Raw genomic sequence first — 14182 nt, forward strand, 5'->3', positions numbered from 1 at the left:
GAGCACCACGGTTCGAAAAGATCATTCCGGATATCGACGTGGCCGGAATCAGGTTCGCCGATTCACCGGCGGGAACGGGTTTTCCGGAATCCCACCGGGATATTCCGGCGGCACCGATACGAAAACTGCTGTGCGCAGCACGGATTCGCGAAATTACTCCGCCAGGGCAGTACGCCGATCCGGGTGCGCCGTCAGTCGACAGCACACCCGGCAGCCACGCCGCAGCCGGTCGTATTCCGGAGCACACGGCTATTCGGCGTGGACCACACCATCGATGAACGAGCTGACCTCGGCGACGAAGCGCGCACGGTCCTCGATGAACAGGCCGTGCTGGGCGCCCTCCCAGAACGAACCACGCGCGTCGGGAGCGTTGTCGAGGATGTACTGCCCATTGGCGGGCGGGACCACGGGATCGGCGGTGCCGTGTAGCACCAGCACCGGGACATCGAGCGCGCGCAGGGTTTCGGTGTTGTCGATCGTGCGGTAGAACAGCGCCTTACGTACCGACGGCGCGGTGGCGAGGCTGCCGCCGAACAACCGCTGGGCATCGGCGCCCTTGTCCTCACCCGGCCCGGTGTTCGCGTTGCCGAACACGGCGAACGCGCGCACCGCCCGTCCGGCGGCCTCCTCGAACACGCCGGGAATGGCCTTCTCCATGGCCGGACCGGGCGCCGCGCCCGGCACGCCCCGGCCGACGTGGGCGGGGGCGCCGCAGTAGACGACGCCCGCGACGGCGCCGGTGCCGTAGGTCGCGAGGTAGTCGGTGGCGACGATGCCGCCGTAGGACCAGCCCAGCAGCACCGCGCCTGCGTCGATCCCCTCGGCGGCCAGCACGGCGGCCACATCGCCGGCCCACGCCTTCGGGTCGTCGTATCCGGTGCCGGGGTCATCGGAGTAGCCGTGCCCGCGCAGGTCGACGGCGATCACCCGGTAACGCTCGGCGAGATCGTCGGCGGCCGCACCCCAGCAGCGCAGGTTGCCCGCCCAACCGTGCAGGAGCACCAGGGGCGTGCCGTTCTCCGGGCCGCTCACCCGGTAGACGATCCCGGTTCCGTCGGCGCCGACCACATCACGAATAGCCATGCCGACAGGCTAACGCCGAACCGTCAGGGGGTGATCCGAGCCATGGCCGGGCGGCTCACGGGACGCATAGGATCAACGGACATGAGCACTCGCCACGCCGTCGTCACCGGAGCCAGCTCGGGTATCGGCGAAGCCACCGCCCGGGAACTGGCCGAGCGGGGATATCACGTCCATGTGGGGGCGCGCCGGTTCGACCGGGTGCGCCGCCTCGCCGAGGAGATCGGCGGCACCGCCTGGGAACTCGACGTCACCTCCGAGGAGTCGGTGCGCGCGTTCGGCGACGGCATCGCCGAGGTCGATGTGCTGGTCAACAACGCGGGTGGGGCGAAGGGCCTGGCCCCGGTGCTCGAGGCCGACCTCGACGACTGGCGCTGGATGTGGGAAACCAATGTGCTGGGCACCCTGCGCGTCACCAAGGCACTGCTGCCCAAGCTGATCGCCTCGGGTGACGGTCTGATCGTCACCGTCACCTCGATCGCGGCCATGTACGCCTACGAGAACGGCTCGGGCTACACCTCGGCCAAGCACGCCCAGGCGGTGTTGCACCGCACGCTGCGCGGTGAGTTGCTCGGTCAACCGGTCCGGCTCACCGAGATCGCGCCCGGCGCGGTGGAGACCGAGTTCTCCCTGGTCCGTTTCGACGGTGACGCCGAGCGGGCCGCGAAGGTCTACGAGGGCATCGACCCGCTCTATGCCCGCGACATCGCCGAGATCGTCGGCTTCGTGGCCACTCGCCCCGCGCACGTGAATCTCGACACCATCGTCGTCAAGCCGCGCGACCAGGCGGGCCCGGGCAGTTTCGCCCGCCGGAATTGAGCTTGCTACAGGTTCGCCAGCACTTATGACAGCAGTTACCATCACCGTGTTTGCCGATAGCCAGATCTAGGAGTTACGCCGATGCGCCCAGTGAAGTCCATGCTCGACGGCTTCAAAGATTTCCTGATGCGCGGCAACGCTCTGGACCTGGCCGTGGCCGTGGTGATGGGCACCGCCTTCACCGCCGTCGTCACCTCGGTGACCAAGGGCATCATCAACCCGCTGCTGGCGGTGTTCGGCTCCAGCAACGAACTGGGCCTCGGGTTCCAGCTGGTGGCCGACAAGCCGGCCACCTTCATCGCGGTCGGTCCGATCATCACCGGGTTCATCAACTTCGTGATGGTCGCGGCGGTCCTGTACTTCGTGCTGATGCTGCCGATGAAGACCCTGAAGAACAAGTTCGGCACCACCAAGGCCGCCGAGCCGACCGAGACCGAGCTGCTCATCGAGATCCGCGACCTGCTGGCCAAGCAGCAGGGTCTCAGCGCCGATCAGAGCGAGAAGCTGAGCCAGGAACGCGCCAACGAGTCCAACTGACGTACCGGGCCGATGGTGTGCGGCCCGGTACATCAGATGCGATTGCGACTCGCTGATCACCGGCCCGCGTGGGACTCGGTGACTCGCCGTCGCGGGAGGAGCAGCGCGGGCACCAGTGCCAACCCGATCAGCACCGGCGCGATCAGATAGGTGTGCTGAAACGCCTCGGCCAAGGCCGGCGCCAGGTCGGCCCGCTGGTCCGGCGCCATGGCGTGCAGCGCCTGGAGCCCGCCGGTCACCGGGAGCAGTGCGCCCAGTGTCACCGAAGCCACCGCCGTGCCGACGGCCATCGCGGTGGTGCTGATCATGTTCAGCACCGTCGATCCGGCTGGTTGCTGTTCGCGGCTCAGCGGCCGGGTCGCGGTGGTCATTACCGGCATGAGCGTGCCGCCGCCGCCCGCGCCCATCAGCACCATGGTCAGGCCCAGTGCCCAGTACGGCGCGTCCGCGTCGAGCTGGACGATGAACAGCACGAAACCGGTGAGCGCCACCGTGATCGAGGCGGGCAGGTAGCGACCGGGCGGAATCCGGTCGATCAACCGGCCGGCCACCTGCATCGTCGCCCCGGAGGCCAGCGCGAACGGAATGCCCAGCGCACCCGCCACCAGCGCTGATTCACCTCGCACTACTTGGAAGTACAACGGCAGCAACAGCATCGACCCGAAGTAGCCGCCCGCGAACACCGCGAGCAGGACGGCGGAGGTGCCGGTGGTGCGGTTGCCGAGCACCCGTAGATCCAGCAGCGGCACCGGCACTCGCAGCGACCGCCGCACGAAGGCGGCGATGAGCCCGGCACCGGCCAGCAGCGGGATCAGCACCGCCGGGGTGGCGAAGCCGGACTGCTCGCCCGCCGCGGTCACCCCGTAGATCACCAGCGCCAACCCGGGTGACATCAGCAGCAGTCCCCGGATGTCGAGGGCCCGCGCCGGTTCCGGCGCGTCATCGGGCACCACCCTGGAAACCAGCACCAGCACCAGCACGCCGAGCGGCAGATTGATGAAGAACATCCACCGCCACGACACCTCGTCGATGAGGTAGCCGCCGATCACTGGACCGAGCAGCGGGCCGACCAGAATGGCCAGACCGAGGGTGCTCATCAGCTGACCCAGGCGCTCGGGTCCGGCCGCGCGCAGCAGGATCGTCATGCCCACCGGCATGAGCAGCCCGCCCGAGGCACCCTGTACGAGCCGGAAGGCGATGAGCGACTCGATATTCCACGCCAGTCCGGCCAGTACCGAACCGACCGCGAACGCGGCGATCGCCAGCAGGTAGAGCCGTTTGGCACCCACTCGCCCGACCAGCCACGCCGAGGTCGGCACCACCGCGCCGAGGGCCAGTGAGTAGCCGGTGGCCACCCACTGGATGGTGTGCAGGTCGGCGTGGAACTCGGCCGAGAGCCGGTGGATGGCCACGTTCACGATGGTCTGATCCAGAGTCGCCATGATCATGCCGACCACCAGGACCAGGGCAATCCGCGTCGGATTGCGGGCCGGGGCCGCGGGGGCTTCGGTGAGCACGGCCGTCACTTCCCGTACGGGCGGATCGCGCGGGCGGTGCGCAGTGCCTCGCCCCACCAGATCAGCTGGTCGAGCATGGTCGCGGCGGCGGCCTCGGCGTGCGGGTCGGCTGTGCCGTCGAAACGGCCCCACGGGTTCGGGAAGCAGACGCTGTCGCGCACCGTCACCGCGTGCAGTTCGGCGAAGACCGGCCGCAGGTGCTCCACGGCGCGCAGGCCGCCGGAGATGCCGCCGTAGGAGACGAAACCGACCGGCTTGGCCTGCCATTCGGTGTGGTGGCTGTCGATCAAGTTCTTCAGCGTGCCCGGGTAGCTGTGGTTGTACTCGGGGGTGACCACCACGAACATGTCGGCGCGGGAGAGCTTTTCGGTGGCCTCGGCGACCGACGGGTGTGCCTCGGCGCCGAAGGCGTGCGGTAGTTCGGTCGTCATGGTGTCGACGATGTCGACGGTCAGTGCGTCGCGGATCCTGGCCTGGCGGACGAACCAGTCGGCGACGGTCGGCCCGAAACGCCCCGGCCTGGTGCTGCCGATGACGACGGCCACCCGCAAGGGTTCGGCGGCGGTGTTGACGTGTTCGATCGTGGCGCTCATGACGTTCCTTCTCGTCGTGGGCGGCTGTTCGGCCGCCGGTGCGCTCCACGGTGGTACCTCAACATAACTTCAGGTCAAGTCGCAGGAATATTCACGCCTGTATATCGCTTATTGCATTCATACGCAGATAAGCAGCCTCAGGAAGGGCCGGCGCCATGACCTCGACACTGTTCGCCCACCGCGACTACCGACTGCTGTTCACCGCCCAGGTCGCGGCACTGTTCGGCACCGGTCTCACCACCGTCGCGCTCGGACTGCTCGCCTACGAACTGGCCGGCGGGAACGCCGCCATCGTGCTCGGCACCGCCCTGACGCTGAAGATGATCGCCTACGTGACCGTGGCGCCGATCGCCGGCGCGTACGCCGGGAAATTGCCGCGCAGACAATTCCTGGTGGCACTCAACGCCATTCGCGGGGCGATCGTGCTCGCGCTACCGTTCGTCGACCAGATCTGGCAGATCTACGTGCTGATCACCCTGCTGCAGATCGCCTCGGCCGCCTACACCCCCACCTACCAGGCCGTACTGCCCGACATCCTGCCCGACGAACGGGACTACACCAGAGCGCTGTCGGCCGCCCAGCTGGCCGCCACCATGGAAACCCTGCTCAGCCCGATGCTGGCCGCACTGGCCCTGAGCGTGATCAGCTTCCACTGGCTGTTCGTCGGCACCGGCATCGGCTTCGCCGTCTCGGTCGCCCTGGTACTGGCCGCGCACATCCCGAACGCGGCGGTCGGCGCGGGCGCGATCACCGAACGCCTCGCCGCCGGCCTGCGCCTGTTCGCCGCGACCCCGCGCCTGCGCGGACTGCTCGGACTGAACCTGGTGGTGGCCGCCGCCGGTTCGGTGGTGATGGTCAACACGGTGAACTACGCGCGAGACGTGCTCGGCGCCAGCCAATCCGGCGTGGCCCTGCTGCTCGCGGCGAACGGCCTGGGCACGATGCTCGTCGCGCTGACACTGCCGCGGGTGCTCGAGCGCCGGGGTGAGCGTCCGGTGATGCTCACCGGTGCCGCCGTCCTCGCCGCCGGGCTGACCTCCGCCATCGCCCTGTCGATCGCGGGCAGCGGTGACTGGCGCTGGGCCGCCGCCCTCACCGTGTGGGCCCTGATCGGCGCGGGCACCGGGCTGATCCTGACCCCCACCGGCCGGGTGCTGCGCCGCTCGGCCCGCCCCGAGGACCGCCCCGCCCTGTTCGCCGCCCAGTTCTCGCTGTCGCACCTCGCCTGGCTGATCACCTACCCGATCACCGGCTGGTTGGCCACCACCGCGGGCTTCACCACCACCTGGGCCACCCTCGCCGTGATCGCGGCTCTCGGCGCGGCGGCCGCAGTGCGCTTGTGGCCCCGGCACGACCCGGCCGAGATCACCCACACCCACGAACTCGGCACGGTCGATCCCGCCATCCTCGCCGACGCCGTCAAGGTCGGCCCCCGCCACTACCGACACACCCACACCTACGTCATCGACCCCGACCACCCCCGGTGGCCGACCACCGCTTACGCCTGAACGTCAGCCGGAACGCACTGAAGCCCGACCACGTGTGCGCCGGCACCGGTGCTGAGTTTCCATCGTGAGCGAGACGAGCGTGCGCACTCACACGTTGACGCCGACGGTCACCGGTTCCGGTTCGAGCAGCACCCCGAACCGCTCGTACACCCCGTCGCGCACCGTGCGGGCCAGCGCCACGATGTCGGCCGCGTTCGCCGCGCCCCGGTTGGTCAGCGCCAGGGTGTGTTTGGTCGACAGCCGCGCCGGGGACTGTTCGCCGGGGAAGCCCTTCGCGAAGCCGGCCCGCTCGATGAGCCAGCCCGCCGAGAGCTTCGCGCCCTCGGGCGCCGGATAGGTCGGCACGTTCACCTCACCCAGGTGGGCGGTGATCGCGGCCATTACCTGCGGTAACCGATCGTCGGTCACCACCGGGTTGGTGAAGAACGACCCGGCGCTCCAGGTGTCGTGGTCGGCCGCGTCGAGCACCATGCCCTTGCCCGCCCGCAACCGCAGCACCTCTTCGCGCACCCGCGCGACGGGCCGCCGGTCACCGGCTTCCGCCCCGAGCACCCTGGCCAGCTCGCCGTAGCGCAACGGCGCGCTCATTCCCGAGGGATCGAGCCCGAGTTCCACGGCCAGCACCACGGCGGCGTCGCTGTGCTTGAGCACACTGGTGCGGTACCCGAACCCGAGCTCGGCGGGCGCGGCCCAGCGCACCGCACCGGTGGCCCGGTCCAGCAGCCGCACCCGGCGCAGCAGCGACTCCACCTCCACGCCGTAGGCACCCACGTTCTGCACCGGCGTCGCCCCCACCGAGCCGGGGATCCCCGACAGGCACTCGAGCCCGCCCAGCCCCTGGCCGACCGTCGCGGCGACGAGTTCGTCCCAGTTCGCGCCCGCCTCGGCGGTGACGCCGTCGGCGCCGAACTCGACCCCGGTGGTGGCCACCCGCACCACCACACCGTCGAAGCCGGCGTCGTCGACCAGCAGGTTCGATCCGCCCGCGACCAGCAGCACCGCGATCCCCGCCGCGTCCAGGGCCCGCACGGTGGCCACCAGCGTCTCGGTGCTGCCGCACTCGGCCACCAGTGCGGGCCCGCCGACCCGCAAGGTCGTCAGTTCCGACAAACGCACCGAATCGTGCACCACCGCGCCGGTCTCGGCAAGCAGGTCACGCAGCTGATCGGGGGACACCGTCCGTGTTGTTCGCACGTCAGAAGACGGTACCGTGTCGAGCATGGCTACACCTCTGGCGTTCACGGCCAGCTACTCCCATTCCGTCGATGCGGTGCGCGCGGCGTACTCCGACGAGCAGTACTGGAAGGCCCGCATCGCCGAGGTCGGCGGACCCGGCGCCCGGCTCGACGCCTTCGCCGTCGACGGTGACAACGTCCGCATCCAGCTGGTGCAGTCCATCCCCGCCGACCAGCTCCCGCCCGCGATCACCGCGGTCCGCCCCGGCGACCTGGTGATCCCGCGCACCGAGAACTACACCGGTACCGAGGGCACCTTCGAAGCCCACGTCGACGGCGCGCCCGCGATCGTGCGCGGCACCGTCACCCTGTCGCCGCAGGACAGCGGCGCCGTCGCCACCGTGAACGGCAGCATCGAGGTGAAGATCCCGCTGTTCGGCGGCAAGATCGAAGCCGCCATCTCCGAGCACCTGCTGGAACTGCTCGCAAACGAAGCAACCTTCACCGAACAGTGGCTCACCACGAAGTGACACCGGTCCGGGGCGCCCGCGAAAGGCGCCCCGGTAACGTGTCCGTCCATGGCACGTCGACTGGATTACTCCGCTCGCTACCCGCTGCACACCACCGAAGAGCTGTACGCGGCGTTGCAGAGCCGGGACTACTGGGAAGCCCGCGTCGCCGAGATGCGTAAGCACGCGCCGCACAACGAGGTGATCCGCCACGAGGTGAGCGACGACGGCATCGACGTGGAGCTCGCACACACCCTGCCGCGCGAGATGCTGCCCGAGATCGCCCAGACCGTGATGCGCAAGGACATGGTGATCACCCGCAAGGAGAGTTGGGGGCCCTTCGCCCACGACGAGACCGAGGGCAAGTTCTCCGCCTCCATCCCGGCCGGTCCGGGCAGCCTCAACGGCACCATCCGGCTGTTCCCCACCGACACCGGCGCCACCATGCGTTTCTCCCCCGTCGCGAAGGTGTTCATCCCGATGGTCGGTCCGCGCCTGGAACAGCTGATGCTGGTGAACCTGGTCGACCTGTTCCGCGCCGAGCAGGAGGAAACCCTGCGCTGGTTGGGCGACCCCGCGAAGAAGACGGTCTGAGACAACCTTGACCATCGCCGGCTCCCTTCCGAGCCGCAGGAGTTCGGCGCCGGTCGGCACGATCACCCGCGGCACCACCGGTGTCAACCGGTTGCGGCGCAGCGACCGCTGGCTCGTCAACGACGGCCTCGTCGCCACCCGCCTGCGGGAGGCTCCCGACCCGCTGGTGGTCGACCTCGGTTACGGCGCCGCGCCCTGGACCACCTTCGAACTGGCCGCGCGGCTGCGCACGGTGCGCCCCGATCTGCGGGTGGTGGGCCTCGAGATCGACCCGGCCAGGGTGGTGCCCGGCCGTGACGGCGTGCGCTTCGCCCGCGGCGGTTTCGAACTGGCCGGTCTGCGCCCGGTGCTCGTCCGCGCGTTCAATGTGTTGCGTCAGTACCCCGAAGCCGCCGTGCCCGATGCCTGGGCCCGCATCCAGTCGAATCTGGCGCCCGAGGGTCTGCTGGTCGACGGCACCTGCGACGAGCTCGGCCGCCGCTGTGCCTGGGTACTGCTCGACCGGCATCGTCCGCTCTCGCTGACGCTGGCCTGGGACCCGTTCACCGTCGAGCGTCCGTCCGACATCGCCGAGCGGTTGCCGAAGGTGCTGATCCACCGCAATGTCGCCGGCGAACCGGTGCACGCCCTGCTCGCCGCGGCCGACCGGGCCTGGGAGCGCAGCGCCGCACTGGCACCCTACGGACCACGCATCCGCTGGCGTCGCACCGCGGAGCTGTTGCGCGCCAACGGTTTTCCGGTACGCGACTACTCCCGCCGGATGCGGGACTGTGTGTTGTCGGTGCCGTGGGAGATCGTCGCGCCCAACGGCTGATCAGAGCCCGTGCAACGCCCGCCGCACCCGCCCGGCCGCACGCGGGGCCAATTGCCGCCCACCTCGGCGGATCTCGTCGATGTCGCAACGGTGGATGGCGACCGCGTCGGCCACCACTTCGTCCAGTGCCGTCTGGGAGATCTCGGTTTCGGCCAGGTCGAGCAGCGTCCGTACGGGCGTGGTGACCAGGAACGGACCGGCCGATTCGACCTCGGGCGCCGCGAGCTTGCGGCGGGTGAGCACCAACCGTGGCGTCAACGGTGGCCGCCCCGCCGACACCGACAGGTGCAGGAACCGCGGCTGCAACCGGCCGATTCCGTGCAGTTCGGCCGCGCTCTGATACGACACCGCCGCCGCCCCGTCGAACCAGGCCGCCCACATCGCGTACTCGTCGAGCGGCCCGGCCCGCCACTGCGCCAGCCGCAGCATCCCCACCCCCGACCTGGTGACCGACCCATCGGCCAGCGCCGCCCGGACCCGCAGTTCACACCCGGTGCGCAGGACCTGCCTGGTGGTGAAGAACCCCGCGTGCCGCTCGGCCAGCCGGCGCAGCACCCGCCACCGATGATCCGCGGTCCCCGCCAACCGCCGCGCCGCATCGCCAGCCATGGGAACCAGGCTACGCCGCCGGGAGTGCGGCAGGTCACACTTTGCGGGCCAGGCTTTCATCCCGTCCTCAGAGCAGACACAGAAAGTTCGGGAAGAATCCGATGGTATGAGCACGCAGACACCCGGACGCCCGAAAGTCGGTCGGCGCACGCTGGTGATCGCGTTGGCCGTGGTCGCCGTGCTACTCGTGGCCGCTCTCGCGGGCACCGAAGCCTATGCCCGGCACCAGATCTCCCGCTGTATCAGCGGCCAGTTCGAGCAGGAGATGGGCTCGAGCATCGATGTGAGCTTCGGCCCGAAACCGATGCTGATCACCTACCTCGACGGCAAGGTCGGCTCGGTGAACATCGAGAGCCAGGACAACAAGTTCGGTCCGGCGCAGGGCATGGTGGTGCACGCGAACTTCGAAGACATCGAGCTGGTCGACCGCGGCCGCGGCGGCGCCACCATCGGCAGCTCCGATGCCGAGGTGACCTGGGACAACGAGGGAATCCGGCAGACGCTGAGCACCATGGTGAGCGGGGTGAGCTCCTCGGCGGCCACCGAGCTGATCACCCTGGATGTGCTCGGCGGGCTGGCCCAGTTGCAGGTGCAGCCGATGGTCCGCAACGGCAATGTGGAGGTGGAGACCAAGTCGGCGCAGCTGCTGGGCATCGGCCTGCCGACCGACCTGGTGCAGGGCATCGTCGAAACGTTCACCCAGAGCCTGCAGAGCTACCCGCTGGGTCTGCGCGCCCACCAGGTGCAGGTCACCGACGACGGGGTGATCGTGCAGCTCGAGGGCGGCCGGACCACCCTGGAGAGCACCGGCGCCCGCGACAGCGCCGAACTCGCCTGCTAGTCCGCGAACCCGTCGAGCACCGCGGCCGATTTCGACAACCCCAGCCGGGTGGCGCCCGCCTCGATCATCGCCGCCGCGTCCTGCGCGGTGCGGATCCCGCCACTGGCCTTCACTCCGAGCCGCCCGCCCACGGTCTCGGCCATCAGTCCCACCGCGTGCGCGCTCGCCCCGCCGGCCGGGTGAAAACCGGTGGAGGTCTTCACGAAATCGGCGCCGCCCTGCTCGGCGGCCCGGCAGGCCCCGACGATCGCCGCGTCGGTGAGCGCGGCGGATTCGATGATCACCTTGAGCACGGCCCGGTCCTCGACCGCCTCGCGCACGGTGATCACCTCCGAGAGCACCGCGTTGAAGTCGCCTGCCAATGCGGCCCCCACGTCGATCACCATGTCGACCTCGGCGGCGCCCTGGTCCACGGCCAGCCGCGCCTCGGCGCCCTTCACCAGCGAATGATGCTTGCCCGAAGGGAATCCGGCGACGGTGGCCACCACCAGCCCGGGCGCGCGTACCGGCAACATCGACGGCGACACGCAGATCGCGTACACCCCCAGCTTGCGCGCCTCGACGATCAAGGCGTCCACGTCGGCGGCGGTGGCCTCCGGGGCGAGCAGCGTGTGGTCGATCATCGCGGCCACATCGGCCCGTGTCAGCGGCGTCATGAATTCGAGTCTGACACATAGGCGCAGAACATCATTGCGCCCACGTACCCACATCCGGGAGACTGACCGTGTGCTGATCCGTCGCGAGACCCCTGCGGACGCCGCGGCGATCGCCGCGGTCCACCGTGCCGCCTTCGCCCCGCACTACGCGGGCGACCCGGCCGTCACCGAACCGCCCGAGCCCGGCCTCATCGAGGCGCTGCGCGAGGACGAGTCGTGGATGCCGACCCTGTCGCTGGTCGCGCTCGAATACGACACCGTGGTCGGCCACATCTGCCTCACCCGCGCCGGGATCGGACCGTTCCCGGTGCTGGCACTGGGCCCGCTCGGCGTGGACCCGCAACGCCAGAAGTCCGGGACCGGTTCGGCCCTGGTCCACGCGGCACTGGGCGCGGCCGACGCGCTGGACGAATCGGTGGTGGCCCTGGTGGGCGATCCCGACTACTACGCCCGCTTCGGTTTCGTGCCCGGCGCGCGGCGCGGCATCGTGCCCGACAACGCCGACTGGGCGCCGTACTTCCAGGTCCGGACACTGACCGCCTACGATCCGGCCGTCACCGGCGAGTTCCGCTACCCCGCACCCTTCTACCAGCTCTGACTCACTCGAACACCACCGTGCGCCGCCCGTGCACCAGCACCCGGCCCTCGAGGTGCCAGCGCAGGCCACGAGCCAGCACCACGCGCTCGATGTCGCGTCCCTGCCGCACCATGTCGCGCACGTCGTCGGCGTGATCGACCCGGATCACGTCCTGCTCGATGATCGGGCCCGCGTCCAGCTCGGCGGTGACGTAGTGGCAGGTCGCGCCGATCAGCTTCACCCCACGGTCGTAGGCCTGGTGGTAGGGGCGGGCGCCGACGAACGAGGGCAGGAAACTGTGGTGGATGTTGATCGCGCGCCCCGCCCAGTGCTCGCACAGCCCGGCGGGCAGCACCTGCATGAAGCGGGCCAGCACCACCGCGTGCGGGTCGTGGGCGTCGACGAGTTCACGCACCTGCTCGAAGGCGGGACCACGCTCGGCGGGGTCCTTCGGGAACGGTACATAGTGGAACTTCACGCCGTGCGCCTCGGTCATCGCGGCCAGATCGGGGTGGTTGCCGATCACGGCCTCGATGGTGGCGGGCAGTTCACCGGCGGCGGCGCGGCCGAGCAGGTCGTGCAGGCAGTGCCCGTCCTTGCTCACCAGCAGCACCGCGCGGCGCCGGGCGCCGGAATCGTGCAGATCCCAGTCGGTCTCCGGGCCGAATTCGGCGGCCACCTCGGCGAAGCGGGTGCGCAGTTCGTCGATGCCGAACGGCACCGTGGCGGCTTTGACCGCCTGCCGGGTGAAGAACCAGCCGATGTCACCGTCGGAGTGGTAACCGGCCTCCACGATCGAACCGCCGAAATCGGCGATGAACGACGAGATCCGGGCGATGATGCCCGGCCGGTCCGGGCAGCCCAGCGTCAGCACGAACCGGCGGTCATCCGAGGTCACAGGGGCAGAGCTCATGCCCTCATCCTCGCAGGAGCTCAGGCCAGGGCGCGCAGGGGCTCGCGGGCGGCGGTGAGGACCGCACGCAGTTCGGCGTTGAACAGGTCGTAGCGCTCCACATTGCCGAGGTGACCGGTGGGCAGCACCTTGAACGTGGCGAGGGTGCCCGCCTTGTCCAGCAGCTCGGCCAGGCGCTCGGCGTGCAGGCGCGGGGTCATGTCGTCGCGGTCGCCGGCCAGCACGGTGGTGGGCACGGTGAAGTTGCTCGCGGCGTCACCCAGGTGCAGCGCGGCCAGCAGCAGGCCGTAGCGCGACCGGGTCATCATCGGACAGCCGCGCACCACCGACAGCGCGTAGCTCAGCTTCTCCGGGGAGGTGTCCAGCGTCATCACCTGACGGGCGAAGATCCAGCGCACCGGGGCGATCGGGGGCATCACCACCGGGGTACCGAGGATCAGCCGGCCCAGCCAGTCCGGTGAGGGCAGGGCGCGACCGCGCAGCAGCCGCAGCGGCTTGTTCAAGCCGGGCACCATGGTCGACACCTCGACCAGGGAGTGCGCGCCGGTGTTGGTGAGCAGCACGGCGGCGGCCTGCTCGGCCACCCGCTCGGGATAACGACCGGCCCAGGCGATGAGTGTCATCCCGCCCATGCTGTGGCCGACCAGCACCGCGCGCTGACCCGGCAGCAGGGCCGCGTCGAGCACGTCGCACAGGTCGTCGGCGAGCAGGTCTGTGCTCGGGCGGGCGTAGCCGTTGGTGCTCTCGCCGTGGCCGCGCTGGTCGTAGGCGATCACGCGGTACTCGCCGGCGAAGGCGTTGATCTGGGCGTTCCAGTATTCGAGCGAGCAGGTCCAGCCGTGGGCGAACACGATGACCGGCGCGTCGACGGGGCCGTAGGCGTGCACCCGCAGGCGGGCGCCGTCGGCGGTGACCACCGGGATCACGTCGTGGGGCACGGTCGGCGGGTCGAGGGCGGCGATCCCGTGGGACCGGGTCCGCAGATCGGCTCGGTGGGCCGCCAGGCCGGACTTGACCGTGTCGACCAGGTCCACCAGCGCCTTCGGCAACATTGCACGCATCGGCACACTCCTTTGTGTTACTGCTGGATACAGTAACACCGCGTACCACGCACCGCGACCCCTCCGGCGCGGCGATTACCAGCGCGGGCCGCGCTGCACCTCGTCGACCTTCGGACGCACATCGGCGAGGTAGACACCGGTCGCGATGATCGCGATCAACGACATCAGGAAGAACCCGCTCATCCCGAGCAGCAGGAAAACCAGCGCACCACCGAGAATGGCGAGCCAGATCGGCTTGGTCATCTTGTCGACGGCGGTGAACGCGTCCGCCCGCTGCCGCACAGCATGGATCAGGGCGAAAACTGTCGCGCCGAAGGCCACCAGCCACAGGACCAGCAGAATCGTCGACGTCACTCCATGCACCAGGTTCACACCCCCA

General features: G+C 69.7%; 17 protein-coding genes. 8 read left to right on the forward strand and 9 right to left on the reverse strand.

The window, feature by feature from the left end; all coding sequences use genetic code 11:
- Positions 1–249: 249 nt before the first annotated feature.
- Positions 250–1083 (reverse strand): alpha/beta fold hydrolase, encoded by an 834-nt coding sequence (locus tag ACFO5K_RS17350; protein WP_378563256.1) that lies wholly within the window; start codon positions 1081–1083, stop codon positions 250–252.
- Positions 1084–1164: 81 nt separating this feature from the next.
- Here ACFO5K_RS17350 and ACFO5K_RS17355 point away from each other — a divergent pair, with 81 nt between their 5' ends.
- Positions 1165–1899 (forward strand): SDR family NAD(P)-dependent oxidoreductase, encoded by a 735-nt coding sequence (locus tag ACFO5K_RS17355; RefSeq protein ID WP_378563259.1) that lies wholly within the window; start codon positions 1165–1167, stop codon positions 1897–1899.
- 99 nt (positions 1900–1998) lie between these two features.
- Positions 1999–2436, forward strand: coding sequence for a large conductance mechanosensitive channel protein MscL (mscL, locus tag ACFO5K_RS17360; RefSeq protein WP_378563923.1), 438 nt, complete (start codon positions 1999–2001; stop codon positions 2434–2436).
- A 56-nt stretch (positions 2437–2492) separates the two neighbouring features.
- Here the strand turns inward: mscL and ACFO5K_RS17365 are convergent, their stop codons facing one another.
- Both ACFO5K_RS17365 and ACFO5K_RS17370 read right to left on the reverse strand, forming a co-directional pair.
- Complete coding sequence (locus tag ACFO5K_RS17365; RefSeq protein ID WP_378563262.1) at positions 2493–3953, reverse strand: DHA2 family efflux MFS transporter permease subunit; 1461 nt, start codon at positions 3951–3953, stop codon at positions 2493–2495.
- A 5-nt stretch (positions 3954–3958) separates the two neighbouring features.
- Positions 3959–4546, reverse strand: coding sequence for an NADPH-dependent FMN reductase (locus tag ACFO5K_RS17370; protein WP_378563265.1), 588 nt, complete (start codon positions 4544–4546; stop codon positions 3959–3961).
- Between the two features lie 155 nt (positions 4547–4701).
- Between ACFO5K_RS17370 and ACFO5K_RS17375 the strand changes: the two genes are divergently transcribed.
- On the forward strand, positions 4702–6054 hold the full coding sequence (locus ACFO5K_RS17375) for an MFS transporter (protein ID WP_378563268.1): 1353 nt from the start codon (positions 4702–4704) through the stop codon (positions 6052–6054).
- An 87-nt stretch (positions 6055–6141) separates the two neighbouring features.
- On the opposite strand, the gene ACFO5K_RS17380 is transcribed toward ACFO5K_RS17375, so the two are convergent.
- Complete coding sequence (locus ACFO5K_RS17380) at positions 6142–7275, reverse strand: UDP-N-acetylmuramate dehydrogenase (RefSeq protein ID WP_378563271.1); 1134 nt, start codon at positions 7273–7275, stop codon at positions 6142–6144.
- Here ACFO5K_RS17380 and ACFO5K_RS17385 point away from each other — a divergent pair.
- The 3 genes from ACFO5K_RS17385 to ACFO5K_RS17395 are packed head-to-tail and all read left to right on the forward strand — an operon-like array spanning position 7274 to position 9146.
- Positions 7274–7759: a DUF2505 domain-containing protein gene (locus ACFO5K_RS17385; protein ID WP_378563274.1), complete on the forward strand. Its 486-nt coding sequence runs from the start codon at positions 7274–7276 to the stop codon at positions 7757–7759. The genes ACFO5K_RS17380 and ACFO5K_RS17385 overlap by 2 nt on opposite strands.
- A gap of 48 nt (positions 7760–7807) precedes the next feature.
- Entirely contained in the window at positions 7808–8332 is a 525-nt protein-coding gene (locus ACFO5K_RS17390; protein WP_378563276.1) for a DUF2505 domain-containing protein, read from the forward strand.
- A 7-nt stretch (positions 8333–8339) separates the two neighbouring features.
- On the forward strand, positions 8340–9146 hold the full coding sequence (locus ACFO5K_RS17395; protein WP_378563279.1) for a class I SAM-dependent methyltransferase: 807 nt from the start codon (positions 8340–8342) through the stop codon (positions 9144–9146).
- On the opposite strand, the gene ACFO5K_RS17400 is transcribed toward ACFO5K_RS17395, so the two are convergent.
- A complete protein-coding gene (locus ACFO5K_RS17400) occupies positions 9147–9755 on the reverse strand; it encodes a hypothetical protein (RefSeq protein WP_378563281.1) in 609 nt (202 codons plus the stop codon).
- A 106-nt stretch (positions 9756–9861) separates the two neighbouring features.
- Here ACFO5K_RS17400 and ACFO5K_RS17405 point away from each other — a divergent pair, with 106 nt between their 5' ends.
- Positions 9862–10596, forward strand: a complete 735-nt coding sequence (locus ACFO5K_RS17405; protein WP_378563284.1) for an LmeA family phospholipid-binding protein — start codon at positions 9862–9864, stop codon at positions 10594–10596.
- Here ACFO5K_RS17405 and deoC read toward each other — a convergent pair.
- A complete protein-coding gene (gene deoC / locus ACFO5K_RS17410; protein ID WP_378563286.1) occupies positions 10593–11252 on the reverse strand; it encodes a deoxyribose-phosphate aldolase in 660 nt (219 codons plus the stop codon). The two genes, ACFO5K_RS17405 and deoC, sit on opposite strands and share 4 nt — an antisense overlap.
- A gap of 70 nt (positions 11253–11322) precedes the next feature.
- Here deoC and ACFO5K_RS17415 point away from each other — a divergent pair, with 70 nt between their 5' ends.
- On the forward strand, positions 11323–11850 hold the full coding sequence (locus tag ACFO5K_RS17415; protein WP_378563288.1) for a GNAT family N-acetyltransferase: 528 nt from the start codon (positions 11323–11325) through the stop codon (positions 11848–11850).
- Position 11851: 1 nt separating this feature from the next.
- Here ACFO5K_RS17415 and purU read toward each other — a convergent pair whose 3' ends face one another.
- The 3 genes from purU to ACFO5K_RS17430 form a co-directional block, all read right to left on the reverse strand.
- Positions 11852–12742 carry a formyltetrahydrofolate deformylase gene (purU, locus tag ACFO5K_RS17420; protein WP_378563290.1) on the reverse strand — a complete coding sequence of 297 codons (891 nt, stop codon included), beginning with the start codon at positions 12740–12742 and terminating at the stop codon, positions 11852–11854.
- Between the two features lie 20 nt (positions 12743–12762).
- Positions 12763–13803 carry an alpha/beta fold hydrolase gene (locus ACFO5K_RS17425; protein WP_378563294.1) on the reverse strand — a complete coding sequence of 347 codons (1041 nt, stop codon included), beginning with the start codon at positions 13801–13803 and terminating at the stop codon, positions 12763–12765.
- Between the two features lie 75 nt (positions 13804–13878).
- On the reverse strand, positions 13879–14169 hold the full coding sequence (locus tag ACFO5K_RS17430) for a DUF2516 family protein (protein ID WP_378563925.1): 291 nt from the start codon (positions 14167–14169) through the stop codon (positions 13879–13881).
- Positions 14170–14182: the final 13 nt, after the last annotated feature.

The sequence above is a fragment of the Nocardia halotolerans genome, assembly GCF_042650145.1.
GTDB lineage: Bacteria > Actinomycetota > Actinomycetes > Mycobacteriales > Mycobacteriaceae > Nocardia > Nocardia halotolerans.